Genomic DNA, 14,592 nt, shown 5'->3' on the forward strand with positions numbered 1-14,592 from the left:
GCTTGGGGCTAGAGCTGCCGCTTGACCCACTCCAGGGCCTCTTCGCGGCTGCTCACTAGCCCCTCAGCCTGGGCTAGATGAACGGCCTCTAACAGTTCACCAATTTTAGGACCTGGTTTGAGGGCAAGCCCTTGCACCAGGTCTTTGCCTGTAACTAGGGGTTGGGGATGAGCAACGGGGTCGTTGGGAGTGAGGTATCGCTCCACCAGCGGCAAAATAAAGGCCTCGGGCATACCGTAAGCGAGACTCAGCAGAGCAACGCCTCCAAAGCCCGCCCCGGCAGTTTTGAACAACTGATATTGCTGGCCAGGAAGTAGGAGGGTGTCGCTCTGGTGCTGATGTAGGTACTGCCAGCCCCTGAGAATGCTCAGCACCGCCTGCTGCTCGGCTCGGCTGTATTTGAGTTTTGCCAAGGTCGTCTCGGCACTGGCCAGGTCGGGCGGCAGCAGCTGACTGAGCTTGACCGCCTTGAGCCAGCTGCGGTGCAGGCCGGGGGTAGTCTGTTCTTTGACCCAGCTGTGCAGCAGGTACGAAAAATCGGGCCAGCGCTCGTGGTACTGGGCAGCCAGTTGATCGATGGTGGCCAGGCGGTCTAGATGGAGGCGATCGACCTCGGGCAGCCAGGCTTGCAGCAGGCCGTCCTGCCAGGCCAGACTCAGCAGGACAGATCCCTCGGGCTGGCTGAGCAAGCAGTCTAGCTCACCGCGCACCCGTTCGGCTGCCATGCGCCCCAGGGCCGGGGCCAGGCCGCGAATGGTTTGCTGAGTTGTGGGGTCGAGGCTAAAGCCTAGCTGAGCGGCCTGGCGGTAAGCCCGCAGCAGCCGCAGGGGATCGTCTTTAAGATTTTCGGCGGCGACCATGCAGAGGGTTTTGCGGGCCAGATCGGCGCAGCCATCGAGGGGGTCGAGCAGAGTTTCGCTGTGGGGGCTATAGGCGATCGCATTGATCGTAAAGTCGCGCCGATGCAGGTCGGAGTAAATCGTTGGCCCCACCTGCTGGGCAAAGTCAACGGTGGCATGGGGAAACACCACCCGCGCGATCTGGTGCTCGGTGTCGAGCACCACAAAACCGGCGCTGTAGTGCTGAGCAATAGACTTTGCGGTGGCGATCGCCCTTTCGGGCAGCACAAAGTCGAGGTCTAAATAGTCGGCCTGACGATGCAGCAGAGCATCTCTGACACTTCCCCCCACCAGGTAGGCTTGCTGTGGCAGTAGCGACACACTGAAGGGCCAGGTTTTTGGCGAAAGCGCCGATTTTTCAGAAGCCACTGCAAGGGAGAAGGGTGATAGCGTTGGATTCAATGAACCCTCATTTCTTTCATTACAACAGGGTTTTTTAGTCTTGACACCCTGACCCCGCAGAGCACAGCTGAAAACCCAAGCTAGGTTTTCATTTTGCAACTTCTGGGCTGGGCCACCCGGGACATTCAAAAAACTTGAGCTAGACTACCAGAAAACGCATCCCCTTTACGGTAAAAGCCCTTTACTGCCTTGAGAATGACGGCCATTTAGCCGAGGGCTGGCTAGACTGGAGATGTCAGCTTTGACCTTGCTGTGTTCCTGCCGGGGGCGTGCTATGTGCATTTGTGTAAACTGCCACTACGTCGATCGCTGCACCACTTACCACGCGGTGGAAGAGCTGCACAGACAACCTCATTTGACTGATTCCCCCAGCTTCGAGGCAGTGAATCCCACGGTCAACGCCAACATTCGTATGCTCGATGACGGGGTTGAACAGGAGTTTGACGTAGTCGGCTGCGACAGCTTTGTCGCAGAACAGGGTAAGTGGGCGAAGCTGCGGCCCGGTGAGTTGGTACCGACTTAGAGGTAGATGGGTAGGCGGGTGAGCCTCCCTATTCATGTCCACGGTAAGGGTGGGCAATGCCCAGCGGCATAGAATCTCTAACATCGCAGATTGTTGGATAGTGAATAGAGCCATTCTTTGACCAGTCTTTGCGTCAATCCCACTTGTTCACAGCCGAAGAATGAGGATAGGGCAAGGGTTTGCACCGCCTGTGGTCAACCTCTATGGGTAGCCGATCGCTACCGTTGTCAGCGCTATCTGGGGCAGGGTGGCTTTGGGCGTACCTACCTGGCGGTGAACGAAGGTGGCGAGCTGCCCTTGCTCTGTGTCGTCAAACAGATGTTCTTGGCAATTGGGGAAAATTGGCCAGATCGCCACCAGCGCTTTCACCGTGAGGCTGATCGTCTGGCTACCCTGGGCCAGCATTCTCAGATTCCCGCCCTGCTGGATGTGATTGACAGTGCCCAGGGGCAGTTTTTGGTGCAGGAGTACCTTCCTGGCCCTAACCTCGACCAGCTGATTCAACAGTCCTCCAACCCGAGTGGTGAAGCTCTGGTGCAGCGGGTGCTCTACGAGCTGCTGCCCGTGTTGGCTTACATTCACGACCACAGCGTGATTCATCGCGATATCAAGCCTGCAAACATTGTTGCGCCGCCGGCACCGCAACCCTTCGCACTGGTGGATTTTGGGGCGGCCAAGGCGATCGCTGACTCTGAACAGCTCCAGCGCACTGCTACGGTGATCGGCAGTGCGGGGTATGCCGCCCCTGAGCAGGCCCTAGGCAAGGCGGTCTACGCCAGCGACATTTTTAGCTTGGGGGTGACCTGCCTACACCTGCTTACCGGGCTGCATCCCTTCGACCTTTATTCTGTCAGTGACGATGCCTGGGTGTGGCGGCCCTACGTGACGACACCCATCAGCCCCGCCCTGGGGCGCGTGTTAGATCGCATGGTCAACCGCCGCCTGCAAGAGCGCTACAGCAATGCCCAAGAGGTGCTCGCCGACCTGCGCTGGAGCGGTTTGGCTCTGGGTGCCCAAGACTCAAAATTGCCTCAGGTCTTAACTAAATCGTTGAATGCTACACCGGCCTGGGAGCAGCGGTTTGCCCTCAACCTATCGGGGGTTATGGCTAACGGCCTAGCGATGAGTCCGAATGGGAGGGCGATCGCCACTGCCTGTTCCGATGGTTCTGTGCGCCTGTGGGACTGCACCAACGGAGAGTTGATTCACGCCTTTCGCCGATCGCTGGGCTTACTGGGCGTGGGCCATCGTGGTGCCGTTAACGCGGTGGCGTTTACCCACGCTGGAGATGCGATTATCAGCGGTGGTGAAGACAGTCAGCTGATCCGGTGGAATTTAGACGATTACACTGGCCAGAAATTGCCGGTGTCGAGCTGGCAGATTTCCTCACTGTTGATTGCTCCACCTGGCGATACCCTCGCGGTGGGCAGCGGCGACGGGCGCATTCATCTGTGGTCTTTGGCCCAGGAGAATGCGCCAAAGATGCTGGTGCATCACCAAGACCAGGTAACGGCACTGGCGGTAGATATCGTAGGGAATCTGCTGGTGAGTGGGGGGCGCGATCGCACCCTTCGCCTCTGGTCATTGCCCTCGGGGCGGCTGACTCGCACCCTCACGGCCCCCAAAGCCCCAATTATGGCCCTTGCTTGCCATCCCCAGGATGGCCGCATTATCAGCGGCGACCGCGACGGCCACGTGCAGGTTTGGAGCGGCGAGAATCCTGACCAGGGACTGGTGATCCACAAAGCTCCTAGCCCGATTACGGCGTTAGCGATTAGCTTTAACGGACACTGGCTGGCGATCGGGGCAGACGATGGTCACCTGACCCTAAAGAACCTGCAAGGACTGGGCCAAACTACTCAACTGCGCCACGCCTGGGGCGTGCGGGCAATCGCCTTTACTCCCGACAGCCGCATGCTGGTCAGCACTAGCGCCGATCAAACCATTCGCTTTTGGTGCTTTGAGGCGGCCTAGCTGGGGCGATCGGGTTCGTTTTGGACTTGGGGTAGCCAAACTTGTTGGGATACCGGGCGGAGGCTACTGTCGCGCCGAGGGAGTCTCAGAAAATTGACGCACGGTGGCGCTAAACCCCGACGCCTTAAACTGCTTGAGCTTGAGCGGCTCGGGCTGGCTGGCGGCCACAGAAATTCGCAGTTCAAAGGGGCTCTCGCCGGGGGGCACTTCTGGAATACCGCCCAATCGCCCTCGGTTTTGCATGACGGGATTGTCGTCGGCGTCAAAAATGCGGCCAAAAATGTCGGCGTCAATTACTGATTTGCCGGTGCGGTTGATCGCTTTACCGGTAATTAAAAAACACTTCGCCTCTTGAATTGAGCCGGCGGCCACCATACCCTCGGCGTAGTCGGGGGGGCAGGGGGCGTAGCTGAGGTCGCTGATTTCAACGGGAGTTAAGGCTTGAGCCGTTAGCCCGGCTCCGCTAATAAGCCAAAGGCCCGCGATTAAAAGAGCGGTGAAGATCCCACGTAGTGCCATAGGTCGCCTGCTGGTAAGCAAAATCAAGCCCTTATCAGCTTATCGCGATTTGCCCTGGCAGGAGGGCAAGGGTGGTTTGCCCCGGCGCTGGTTAAAGAGGTAGCCCGAACCTAGGGCAGCCGCTCCTCAACATAGGCTTTGGCGTCGCCCAGGCTACAGCCATTGACCTCTCTGACGCGTTTAACGGCATCGATCAGCTTGCCCTGGCCCAGCAGGTCGCGCACTTGGCGATCGAGGTCGGTCGCTGGAGCGCCAGCGGACGGGTTTTGGAAGGAGGGAGAACTAGACCTGGCTGGCAGCGATCGCCCCTGCAAGCCAGCAGTCGATTTTTGATCCGCGGCTGGGCGAGGGCGCTGGAGCCGTCGAGTCAACCAAAACGACAGGCAAAAGGCCAACAGACCCGCCACAACACAAACAACAACGACCATGGCCACGCCCAACGAAGTGCCTCTACTCTAGCCGCTGCATGGGCCAACCTTCCTCTCCTGCCCGGCAAAAAATCCTTCCAACCCCCGCCCCAGCGTGTATCCTTTAGCAGATCATTTACTGACCTCTGGGTACCGCCATGAATCAGTTTCCTAAGCCGTCTCTGGCCATGCTAGCGCTGCTCAGCGCCCTGGCTGCGCTGCCGATCAATGCGCTCAGGTCTGAGCCTCGGCTGCTGGCTCAGGTGACTGAGAAACCCACACCAACCTTTACCGTGAAAGAGAGCATCCCCCCCGGCACTACCCTCTCCATCGAGGGGTCACCGTCGATGGTGGAGATCAACGAGAGCCTGGGCGAAGGCTTTGAGGCTCGCTACCCCGATACCGATGTGGTGGCTTCGACCAGTGGTGACGATCAGGCGCTCCAGGCACTGCGGAGCGGCGACGTGGACTTGGCGGCTCTGGGGCGATCGCTCAGTGACGACGAGGAAGATCCGAGCCTGACATCAATTCCGGTGGCGCGGGAAAAAATTGCCATTATCGTGGGGCGCGACAACCCGTTTCGAGGTGATTTGACCTTTGATGAGTTTGCCGCCATTTTTCGCGGCGAAATCACCAACTGGTCGCAGCTAGGTGGCCCCGATGTGCCGCTGCGGTTTGTCGATCGCCCCGTTGAAAGCTCTACCCGTTTGGCCCTAGCCGACTACGAAATCTTTCAAACCCAGCCCTTTGAGACCGGCGACAACGCCGTGCAGATAGAGGAGGACGACACCGCTGCGGTGGTGCGTGAGCTGGGCAACGATGGCATCAGCTATGCGATCGCCTCCGAAGTGTTAGGACAGGACGCCGTGCGCCCGGTGAGCCTAGACGGCACCCTACCTGACGATCCCCGCTATCCCTATTCCCAACCCCGCAACTACATCTATCAGGGTACACCGAGCCTGCCCGTAGAGGCATTTTTGGGTTTTGCCACCAACGACGAAGGCCAGGCGGCCGTGGCCGAGGCGCAGCAAACCGCCCGCGCCAATGTCACTGTGGGGGCTAATAAACTGCCTGGCGGTGTAGCCCTGGCCCCCGATGGCCAGTTCATGGTGCGCGGCACTGAAGACGGCCAGCTGCAATGGCTGGATGCTGACGGCAATCTCACAAAAACAGTGGTAGCCGATGCCCATCGGGGGGCCGTATCGGCTGTAGTTGTTAGCCCCGATGGCCAAACCGTTGTCTCCAGCGGAGCCGATGGTACCCTGCGCCGGTGGGATCGCATTGGCAACTCGCTCGGCGAGCCGATCGAAGGGCAGGGCGGCCCAATTTTGGCCCTGGCCGTCAGCCCTGACGGTCAAACCTTGGCTAGTGGCAGCGCCGATGGCACCGTAGAGCGCTGGTCGCTGGCCGATGGCACCCGTGTGGGTGAACCCATTGCTGCCCCCGGTGGGCCGGTGCAGGCTCTCCACTATCCGGTAGGTGGTCAAACGCTGATTACGGGCAGCCGCGACGGTAACCTGGGCGTTTGGAATGCGGATGGCACAGCTGCGGGCCAAACCGCTAACGCCCACCCCGAGGGCGTAACCACCATTACCAGCAGCCCCGATGGCCAGGTCTTAACTACCACGGGCGGCGACGGCAGCCTGCGAAACTGGGATCGCTCCACTCTTCAGCCCAGAGGAAATACCATTCAAGCCCATGGCGATAAGGTGAGCGCTGTGGCCTACAGCCCCGACGGCAGCACTCTAGCTACCGCCGGGGCCGACAGCACCCTCCAGCTGTGGTCGGCGGATGGCAGTAAGCAGCTGGCGGAACCGGTGCAGCTCGATGAGCCTGCGGCTTCCCTGGGGTATACCCCAGCGGGGCTGCTGGTGGTGGGAGGAAGCGATCGCCAGGTTGAGCTCCGCAATGACCAGGGCGAGCTGGTGTCTAACAGTGACGGGGCCGGCTCGGGAGATTCCGGCGGTCCCATCACTGGCTTGGGAGATTTCTGGCAGCGCCTGCGAAACCTACCTCCCAGCGCTTGGTGGATGCTGGCTGTGATTCCAGCACTGTTTCTGCTGGTTGGCATTGCGGGGTCGCTATTTGGCAAAGACGATGAGGATGAGCTAGAGGCCGACGATGATCGCGGCCCGGCGTTGGGTCTCGTGCCTGGTCCAGATATCGATTTTTCTAAGGTAAGTAGCCAGCCCCCGGCGGACAGGCCAGTGGTTCCCCCAACCCCCCTGCCCGAGGTAGAGGGAGTGCCCCCCGAGGCCGAACTCGTGCCTAACGGTGAATATCTAGGAGCCGTGCCGCCCGGCAAACTAGAGCAGGCCCGCATCGACCTAGCTGAGGGCCGCCGCCTGATGCGCGAGGGCCGTTACGACAACGCTCTGATCTATTTCAACCAGGCTGTAGAAGCTACCGAAGTGGAGCGCCGCAAGACCGACGCTACCGCGACACCAGCCGGAGGCATCAACGCCATTGCTGCCCAGGCCCAGGGCGAGCGGGGAACTGCCCTAGCGCTTCTCGGGCAGGCCGACGACGCAATGGATAGCTTTAACGCAGCGCTGCGGCTCGACGCCAGCGTTATCGACGCTTGGATTGGCAAAGGCCGGTTGCTCAACACCATGACCCGCTACGGAGAAGCTCTCTTCTGCTTTGACACTGCCCTAGAACTCGACCCAGCGTCGGTGCCGGCTCAGCTGGGCAAGGGGCAAGCGCTCATAGCGATGGGGCGCCAGAGTGAGGGACAAGCCTGCCTCGATCGGGCCGCTGCCTTGGATAGCGGCGATTCTACCTGGGAGCTACCTGGGGTGGATGTTGCCCCACCTGAAGACGGGGTATCTATCGACCCAGCGTCTTTAGGGATTGGCAGCACCTCTGGGTCTGGAATGGTGGTGCCTGAATATGCGCCTCCGGTGGACTATGGCTACGACCCCGACGTGCCCATGGAGCTACAGCAGATGGTGCAGGGGCTGCCCTCCGCCGATGTGGAAATGGCCGGGACTACGATCGCCAGCAGCTTTGACGTGCCCCCAGAGCTAGCGGCAGAGGCGGCTAATTTGCCCGATCGCGCCGAAGATGCCAGCGCGATCGCCCCTAACTTGTCACCTGCTGCCCCTAGCTCTGTCCCCGATGGTGACATCCCAGCGTCGAGTTCCTCCGAGGCCACGGTGTCAGAGCCGATGCCCAGCACCTTGGAGGAAGAACTACTCAGCCAAGTGCGGTTAGGAAATGCCCCTCCCGTTGAGGCCGAGCCTACGGCGCTGCCGATGGAAAGCAACAGTACTGCCGCTGCTGCAACAATGCCGCCCCTGCGACCGGCCCCTATGCCGGTGCCGCCGCCGGTGCCCGTGGAACCGGGCGACTATGTGCCGCCCCCAGCAGAGGTAGCGGGAAGCGAAGACCTGTCTGGACTGGAAGGGCTGCCACCCGAGGTTGTGGCGGCGTTAGCCAGCATTCCGCCCGGCTCGCCCGACAGCTTTGGAGTGGTGCCCACCAGCCCTGAGCCGTTACCAGAGGTCGCTGACGATACCGCTGCTGCCAGTTGGATTCGCCTATCCATTGACCAGGATGGGGGACGGTTTTACGCGGTGTGGCAGATCGATGAGGGCGATCGCGACCGGGCCAAGGCCGACGGCGGTGAAACCATGACCCTGCGCCTCTACGATGTCACGGGTCGGGCCACCCAAGCACCGCTGCCCTCAGCGGTGGTGGAGCAGCGCTGCCGCGACGACTTTGCCCAAGACTGGTACCTGCCTATTCCCCAGTGGGATCGCATATATGTGGTTGAGGTGGGTTATTTAAGTGCGGCTGGCGATTGGATGGCGATCGCGCAATCGATTGAGGTAGCGGCGATTTCTGCCGCTTGAGCAAAACTGGGTGACGGGTTAGCAGTTTCGAACCTTTCAACCTACTAACCCGCCACCCAAAATTAAGAAAGCCCGAAGCGGAGCCTCGGGCAAAAGTCAGGAGTGACTTTAGATCCAGATAGTGACGATTTCAGGAAAGTCTGTTGGACAGCGCCATCAGGTGGCTCACACCTTGAGCACCCACTGCTCGCGGGTGTCGGCGCTGACAAAGGGGGCGGGCACGAAGGGAATCTCGACCCCCAGCGAAATGAAGGCGGCGCGAATGGTGGTGGCGTGGGCTGCTTCAGCAGCGGCAATGGATGCCCCAGCGGTGATCAGCTCAGGGGTTCTGAGCCGGGCGACCTCACTGGCGTAGGCGATCGCAGCATCGGTTTCGAGGGCCAGGGCCAGCTTGGCGATGTTGACGTCAGAGTCGAGGCCGCCGTCGCCCCGCTCCAGATAGGCCGAGAGGTCGTAGCTATCTTCGGCCATGACGGGGGTGCCGCCCAGGTCGCTCACAACTTGAATAAGCAAATCGCGGTGGACCATGTGGTCTGCTTGGTTGGCCAGGGCGATCGCCAGCACGGCTTTGCCCACGTCGGTATCGCTGAGACCCCCGGCAGCAGCTCCATAGGCCCAAATAGCCTGATGCTCGTAATAGAGAGCCCCATTGAGAATTGCAGCGTCGTTAGCGGCTGCTCTGCCGCGGATTCCCCCTCTGTTGCGGTTCTGCGCGCTAAGGCTCTCGGCCTGGGCTGCACTCTTGGTTAAGGCAGAGAAACCAAGGGTGCCAACTAGACCCGCGATCGTGCCGCCAACCATAACCCGACGACGAGAAACCCCTGCTCTGGGGGAAGCTAGATCGTCAGACATGAGATCATGATTCATTGCAGTATCCTTTGCGCTAATGTCGTGGGCAAGCGTAATTGCTCTCAGACCCGCCACAATACGACTAGCTTTGATCTATGGATGGCAAGTGCTCCCATTGATGTTTGAGTTCAGCACATCCACCGTGTTTTGTATCCGTTTCTCCCCCGGCCATCCATAAGGGTGGTCTGAGTCGTATTCCTGATGTGTAGTTAATGCCCCCATTGCCGCCCCCCGACCCCCAGATGTCTTCTCCAGTTAGCGATCGCGATCTGGTTACCCGTCTGTGGGCCGGTGATACCGCTGCCCTCGCTGCCCTCTACGACCGCTATTCGTCGATGGTCTATACCCTGGCCCTCAAAATGCTGTCTAACCCTGCTGAGGCCGAAGACCTCACCCAGGAGGTGTTCGTCAATTTTTGGCAGCGGCGACAGTATGACGCCGAGCGGGGCACCGTGGGCAGCTACCTGGCTACCAACACCCGCTCTCGCGCCCTCGATCGCCTGCGGATAAACAGCGGACGGGCGGTAATTTTGCAGCGGTTTCAGCGCATCAGCGAAGCCTCGGCGCGATCGCCCAACCCCGTCGACTACGCCACCCAGCACGAGCAAAATCAGCACCTGCGCGCCGCCCTCGACCAGCTTCCCCCTACCGAGCGCGAAGTCCTAGAAATCGCCTATTTTCAAGGCCTCACCCAAGTCGAAATTGCTGCCCAGCTCGGCATTCCCCTAGGCACCGTCAAATCTCGCTGCCGCCAAGGTCTCCTGCGCCTGCGCGATCTCCTCCAGCACCAAAAAGACTAGGCACCTCCTACCCATCCACTCCCCACCCCCTACCCATCTACTCCCCACCCCTCACCCTCCCCGCCCACCGATGACCTCACCTCCCCTTCCTGACAATTGGCGCTCGCTGTTGGCGGGGTATGTGCTCGACGACCTTACCGCCGAAGAAGCTGCCCAGGTCGAGCAGTGGCTCGAGCAATATCCCGAAGTGGCGACTGAACTGGCTGCCCTGCAAGCCACCTGGGGCAGCCTTGCCCTTGGGCCAACGCCAGTAGCGCCGCCGCCAGACCTGCGCGATCGCACCCTGGCTGCTGCCCTAGCCGCTGCCGCACCTGTCGCCGTGTCTGCGGCCGCTGAGCCTGAGCCTACAACTTCCGCAGACGTACTCGTTCCAAGCCAGTTGCCCAGCACTGCGCCAGTCGTCCGCCGCCGCTTTCCTTGGGGGCGAGTGGGGCTAGCCTGCGGCTGGGCCGCCACCGCCCTGGCCCTGGCGTTCACCCTGCAAGAAAATCAGCGCCTGCGCCTGGCCCTGCGCCAAACCGAAGCCGTGGTGGCTAGCTTTAGCCAGCCCGCCAACCGCCTCTACACCCTGGCGGGTACCGATGCTGAGCCCCAGGCCAACGCCCGCTTGGTGGTCAACCCTGCCGACCAAACCGCGCTCATTGTCACCACTGATCTGCCGCCCCTGGACGACGACCAGGTCTATCGTCTCTGGGCGCTGGCCGACAGCGATCCCGTATTTTGTGGAGAATTTAACCCGGCTACGGCGGAAGACACCAATCAGTGGGCGCTGCCCGATGCTGCCTGTGGCACTGCTCCAGTGCAGATGTTGATCACGGCCGAGCGGGCGGATGATCCACCGGTGCCGGCGGGGGATTTAGTGTTGCAGAGTGAGTCGTAGGGGAGTGGAAGGGTGAGGGGGCGATCGCCCCACCCTCTAAGGCGTCCTGGGTCACAATAGATTAAGCACGTTTATTTCTGCACCTATGGCTCCTTTGGCACCGTCGCGATCGCAACCCGCCACCGCATCCACCTCAGCGCTGTGGGCAGGGGCGATCGCTCAGCCCGCTAACGAATTTGCCGCTACCACGCTATCCGTCCTGGAGGGGCAGTTGCCCGTTGGTCTGCGGGGCACTCTCTACCGCAACGGTCCGGCTCGCCTGGAGCGCGGCGGCACCCGAGTCGGCCACTGGTTCGACGGCGATGGAGCGGTGCTGCGGGTGAATTTTGATGGCGAGCGCGCCGTGGCCAACTACCGCTACGTGCGCTCTGCCGGGTTTGTGGAGGAAGAAGAGACTGAGCAGTGTCTCTATCGGGGCTATGGCAGCCTACCGCCCGTTTCCATCTGGCAGCGGTGGCAGACCCAAATGAAGAATGCGGCCAATACTTCGGTGCTGGCCCTGCCCGATCGCCTCTTGACCTTATGGGAAGGCGGCCTGCCCCACCGCCTCGATCTAGAGACCCTAGAGACCGTTGGCTTAGATAACCTAACAGGACTCCAGCCTGGCGATACCTTCACCGCCCACCCCAAGCGCCACCCTCGCACTGGCAAAATCTTTAGCTTTGGTACGATTCCGGGTGGCAATGCCACCCTCAAGCTCTACCGTCTCAGCGCCACTGGGGTCGTTGAGAAAACCGGCACGATTCCCCTGGCGGGGATTCCGCTGATTCACGACTTTGTGCTGGCCGATCGCTACTTTGTGTTTTGCGTGTCGCCTGTGCGCCTTAACCCGCTGCCTGCTTTGTTTGCTCTATCTAGTTTCAGCGATGCCTTACAGTGGCAGCCTCAGCAGGGCACCCAGATTATTGTGGTGGATGCCGACAGTTTAGAGGCGATCGCCCTCAACCCCGTAGACCCCTGGTACCAGTGGCACTTTGGCCACAGCTACCTCGATTTCGACGGCTCGATTGTGTTTGACGTGGTGCGCTACCCCGACTTCACCACCAATCAGCAGCTCAAAGAAGTGGCCTCGGGCCAGGTCACCACGACCGCTGATGCCCAACTCTGGCAGTACCGCATCGACCCCAAAACCGGCAGGATTCTCGATCAGCAGTGTTTGATCGATCGCCACTGCGAGTTTCCGGTCGCGTTTGGCCACGACGAGACGGCCACCACCTATCTGAATGTGCATCGTACAGTGCCTACTCCAGTGGGGGATCTATTTGGGGCGATCGCCCGCTTTGATCCTAAAACTGGCCTCACCGTTGCCGATGCCGGTGAGGGCCGCTATCCCTCGGAACCGATCGCCGTTGAAAACCCGGCGAACCCCCAGCAGCCCTGGGTGCTCACCGTGGTCTACGACGGCACCCAGCACCGCAGCGAACTGTGGATATATGAAGGGAATGAGCTGGAGAAGGGGCCGATCTGTCGGCTAGGGCTGCCGGAAGTAGTGCCCCACAGTTTTCACGGCACTTGGATAAGTGAGTAAATGCGATCTTTACATTGAGGCTGGCTTTGTGGAAAAGTAAGTCGCTAGGAAAAACCAGGCTATAGTAAATGGCAATAATTCGCCTCATTGCCCCCTTTCGCTGTGCCAGGCTCCCCTGACTTCTCTCAACGACTCCAGCTCAGTCAGCGGCTTTCGTCGTTGCCGGGTTCACAGCTCGACCAGGTAATTTTTGCTCTCAATCCGCCGAAGGGTAATATTCCGCCAGCGTCAGCGCCTCCTTCAGACCGGGTGATGGCGCTGCTGACCTGGGCTGAAAGTGAGATTGGCTGTGGGCTAGAAACACTGCAACAGGTGCTCAATTCCGTACTGGCGCGGCCTGAGGATGCGACATCTCCCCCATCGGAGGGGGCTCGGGTGTTTATTAGCTATCGGGCTCAGGTTCCCGATCAGGCTCTGGCCCAAACCCTGTATCAAGACTTGCAGACGGCTGGGCATCAGCCCTTTTTAGCGGGGTCTAGTTTGCAACTGGGGGATCTCTGGGCGCAGCGGATTTTGCAAGAGCTGGAGCGGAGTGACTACTTTGTGCTGCTGCTTTCGCCCCAGTCGGTCACCAGTGAAATGGTGATGGATGAAGTCAAACATGCCAAAGAGCTGCAAGAAAGCCGGGCAGAACAGCGGCCGATCATTCTGCCGATTCGGGTGCAGTTTCCGCTAGAGTCGCCCCTGACCTACAACCTGCGGGGCTACCTGAACCAGATACAGCAGCGCCAGTGGTACTCGCCCGCAGATACCCCAGCTCTAGTGGCAGAAGTGCTACAGCTGATTGCTTCGGGCCAAGCACCCCCAGCGGTAGAACTCCCGGAAGCCCAACCCCTGTTTGCCGACACCCCCGACGACCCGCCCCTGCCCGTAGCAGAACCAGAGCTAAAGCGCGAACCGGGCGGCGCGGTGCCGCTGAAATCGGGCCTGTATGTGGAGCGCTACAGCACCGAGACCGGCAAAGCCAACATCACCATCGAAGCCGACTGTTTTGAAGAAATCACCCAGCCGGGGGCGTTGATTCGCATCAAGGCACCCCGGCAGATGGGCAAGACTTCGCTGATGGCGCGCATTTTGCACCATGCCGAAAGCCAGGGCTACCAGACCATTGCGGTGAGTATGCAGCGGGCCGACAGCACCATGTTTGGCGACCTCGATCAGCTGCTGCGCTGGCTGTGCTCGCGGGTGGGCAGACGGCTCAAGCGGTTGGATGAGCTGGCCGATTATTGGGACCCCGCTGTGGGCGTAAAAGACCGCTGCAACGACTACTTCTTTGAGTGCCTGCTAGAAGAGATCGACGAACCGATTGTGCTGGCCCTGGATGAAGTGGATCTGGTGTTTCCCCACCGAGTGGTGGCCGACGACTTTTTTGGGTTGCTGCGATCGTGGTATGAGGCCGCCCGCTACGGCGACAGGGGCAGCGAACTGTGGGAAAAACTGCGGCTGATTGTGGTGCACTCGACCGAGGCCTATGTGCCGCTAGAAATTAACCAGTCGCCCTTTAACGTGGGCAAAAACGTGGAGCTGCCCGAGTTTACCCAAGCCCAGGTGCAAGATTTGGCCCACCGCTACAACCTGCCCTTTGGCGAAGCTGAGGTAGACCAGATTATGGCTTTGGTAGGGGGACACCCTTACCTGCTGCGCAAGGGGTTTTATCACCTGCGACGGCAAGATTTGTCGATCGCAGCCCTCTTAGAAACTGGCCCCACCGAAGCGGGTATCTACAGCGACCACCTACGGCGGCACCTGCTAAACCTGAAACGCTACCCCGAACTGGCCACCGCCTGTCGCGATGTGGTGCGCCGCAAAACCCCGGTCGATTTGGATGCAGATGTGGCCTTTAAGCTAGAGAGCATGGGGCTGATTCGGTTGCAGCGCAACCAGGCAACCCCAAGAAATAGCCTGTACCAGCAGTATTTTCTTGAGCATTTGAAGGGAATGTAGGGGCGCACGG

11 protein-coding genes are annotated in these 14,592 nt (G+C 60.3%); 7 read left to right on the top strand and 4 right to left on the bottom strand.

Annotated features, from left to right (window positions below; genetic code table 11):
* Positions 1-8: 8 nt before the first annotated feature.
* Positions 9-1,268 (bottom strand): CCA tRNA nucleotidyltransferase, encoded by a 1,260-nt coding sequence (locus H6F59_RS22725; RefSeq protein WP_313887291.1) that lies wholly within the window; start codon positions 1,266-1,268, stop codon positions 9-11.
* A 307-nt stretch (positions 1,269-1,575) separates the two neighbouring features.
* On the opposite strand from H6F59_RS22725, the gene H6F59_RS22730 reads away from it, so the two are divergent.
* Positions 1,576-1,824 (top strand): Ycf34 family protein, encoded by a 249-nt coding sequence (locus H6F59_RS22730; RefSeq protein ID WP_190706116.1) that lies wholly within the window; start codon positions 1,576-1,578, stop codon positions 1,822-1,824.
* A gap of 117 nt (positions 1,825-1,941) precedes the next feature.
* Positions 1,942-3,798, top strand: a complete 1,857-nt coding sequence (locus tag H6F59_RS22735; RefSeq protein WP_190706119.1) for a protein kinase domain-containing protein — start codon at positions 1,942-1,944, stop codon at positions 3,796-3,798.
* A gap of 63 nt (positions 3,799-3,861) precedes the next feature.
* Here H6F59_RS22735 and H6F59_RS22740 read toward each other — a convergent pair whose 3' ends face one another.
* Positions 3,862-4,317, bottom strand: a complete 456-nt coding sequence (locus tag H6F59_RS22740) for a hypothetical protein (protein ID WP_190706122.1) — start codon at positions 4,315-4,317, stop codon at positions 3,862-3,864.
* Positions 4,318-4,427: 110 nt separating this feature from the next.
* Complete coding sequence (locus H6F59_RS22745) at positions 4,428-4,745, bottom strand: hypothetical protein (RefSeq protein ID WP_190706127.1); 318 nt, start codon at positions 4,743-4,745, stop codon at positions 4,428-4,430.
* Positions 4,746-4,882: 137 nt separating this feature from the next.
* Between H6F59_RS22745 and H6F59_RS22750 the strand changes: the two genes are divergently transcribed.
* Positions 4,883-8,581: a substrate-binding domain-containing protein gene (locus tag H6F59_RS22750; protein WP_190706130.1), complete on the top strand. Its 3,699-nt coding sequence runs from the start codon at positions 4,883-4,885 to the stop codon at positions 8,579-8,581.
* Between the two features lie 165 nt (positions 8,582-8,746).
* Here H6F59_RS22750 and H6F59_RS22755 read toward each other — a convergent pair whose 3' ends face one another.
* Positions 8,747-9,448, bottom strand: coding sequence for a DUF4439 domain-containing protein (locus H6F59_RS22755; protein ID WP_242021635.1), 702 nt, complete (start codon positions 9,446-9,448; stop codon positions 8,747-8,749).
* A gap of 194 nt (positions 9,449-9,642) precedes the next feature.
* On the opposite strand from H6F59_RS22755, the gene H6F59_RS22760 reads away from it, so the two are divergent.
* From H6F59_RS22760 to H6F59_RS22775, 4 genes are all read left to right on the top strand, one after another.
* Entirely contained in the window at positions 9,643-10,230 is a 588-nt protein-coding gene (locus H6F59_RS22760) for a sigma-70 family RNA polymerase sigma factor (protein ID WP_190514940.1), read from the top strand.
* A gap of 70 nt (positions 10,231-10,300) precedes the next feature.
* Positions 10,301-11,110, top strand: coding sequence for an anti-sigma factor domain-containing protein (locus tag H6F59_RS22765; protein WP_190706134.1), 810 nt, complete (start codon positions 10,301-10,303; stop codon positions 11,108-11,110).
* A gap of 85 nt (positions 11,111-11,195) precedes the next feature.
* Positions 11,196-12,638, top strand: a complete 1,443-nt coding sequence (locus tag H6F59_RS22770; protein ID WP_190706138.1) for a carotenoid oxygenase family protein — start codon at positions 11,196-11,198, stop codon at positions 12,636-12,638.
* Between the two features lie 102 nt (positions 12,639-12,740).
* Entirely contained in the window at positions 12,741-14,582 is a 1,842-nt protein-coding gene (locus tag H6F59_RS22775; protein WP_313887292.1) for an AAA-like domain-containing protein, read from the top strand.
* Positions 14,583-14,592: the final 10 nt, after the last annotated feature.

This window comes from Nodosilinea sp. FACHB-141 (assembly GCF_014696135.1).
Classification (GTDB): Bacteria; Cyanobacteriota; Cyanobacteriia; order Phormidesmidales; family Phormidesmidaceae; genus Nodosilinea.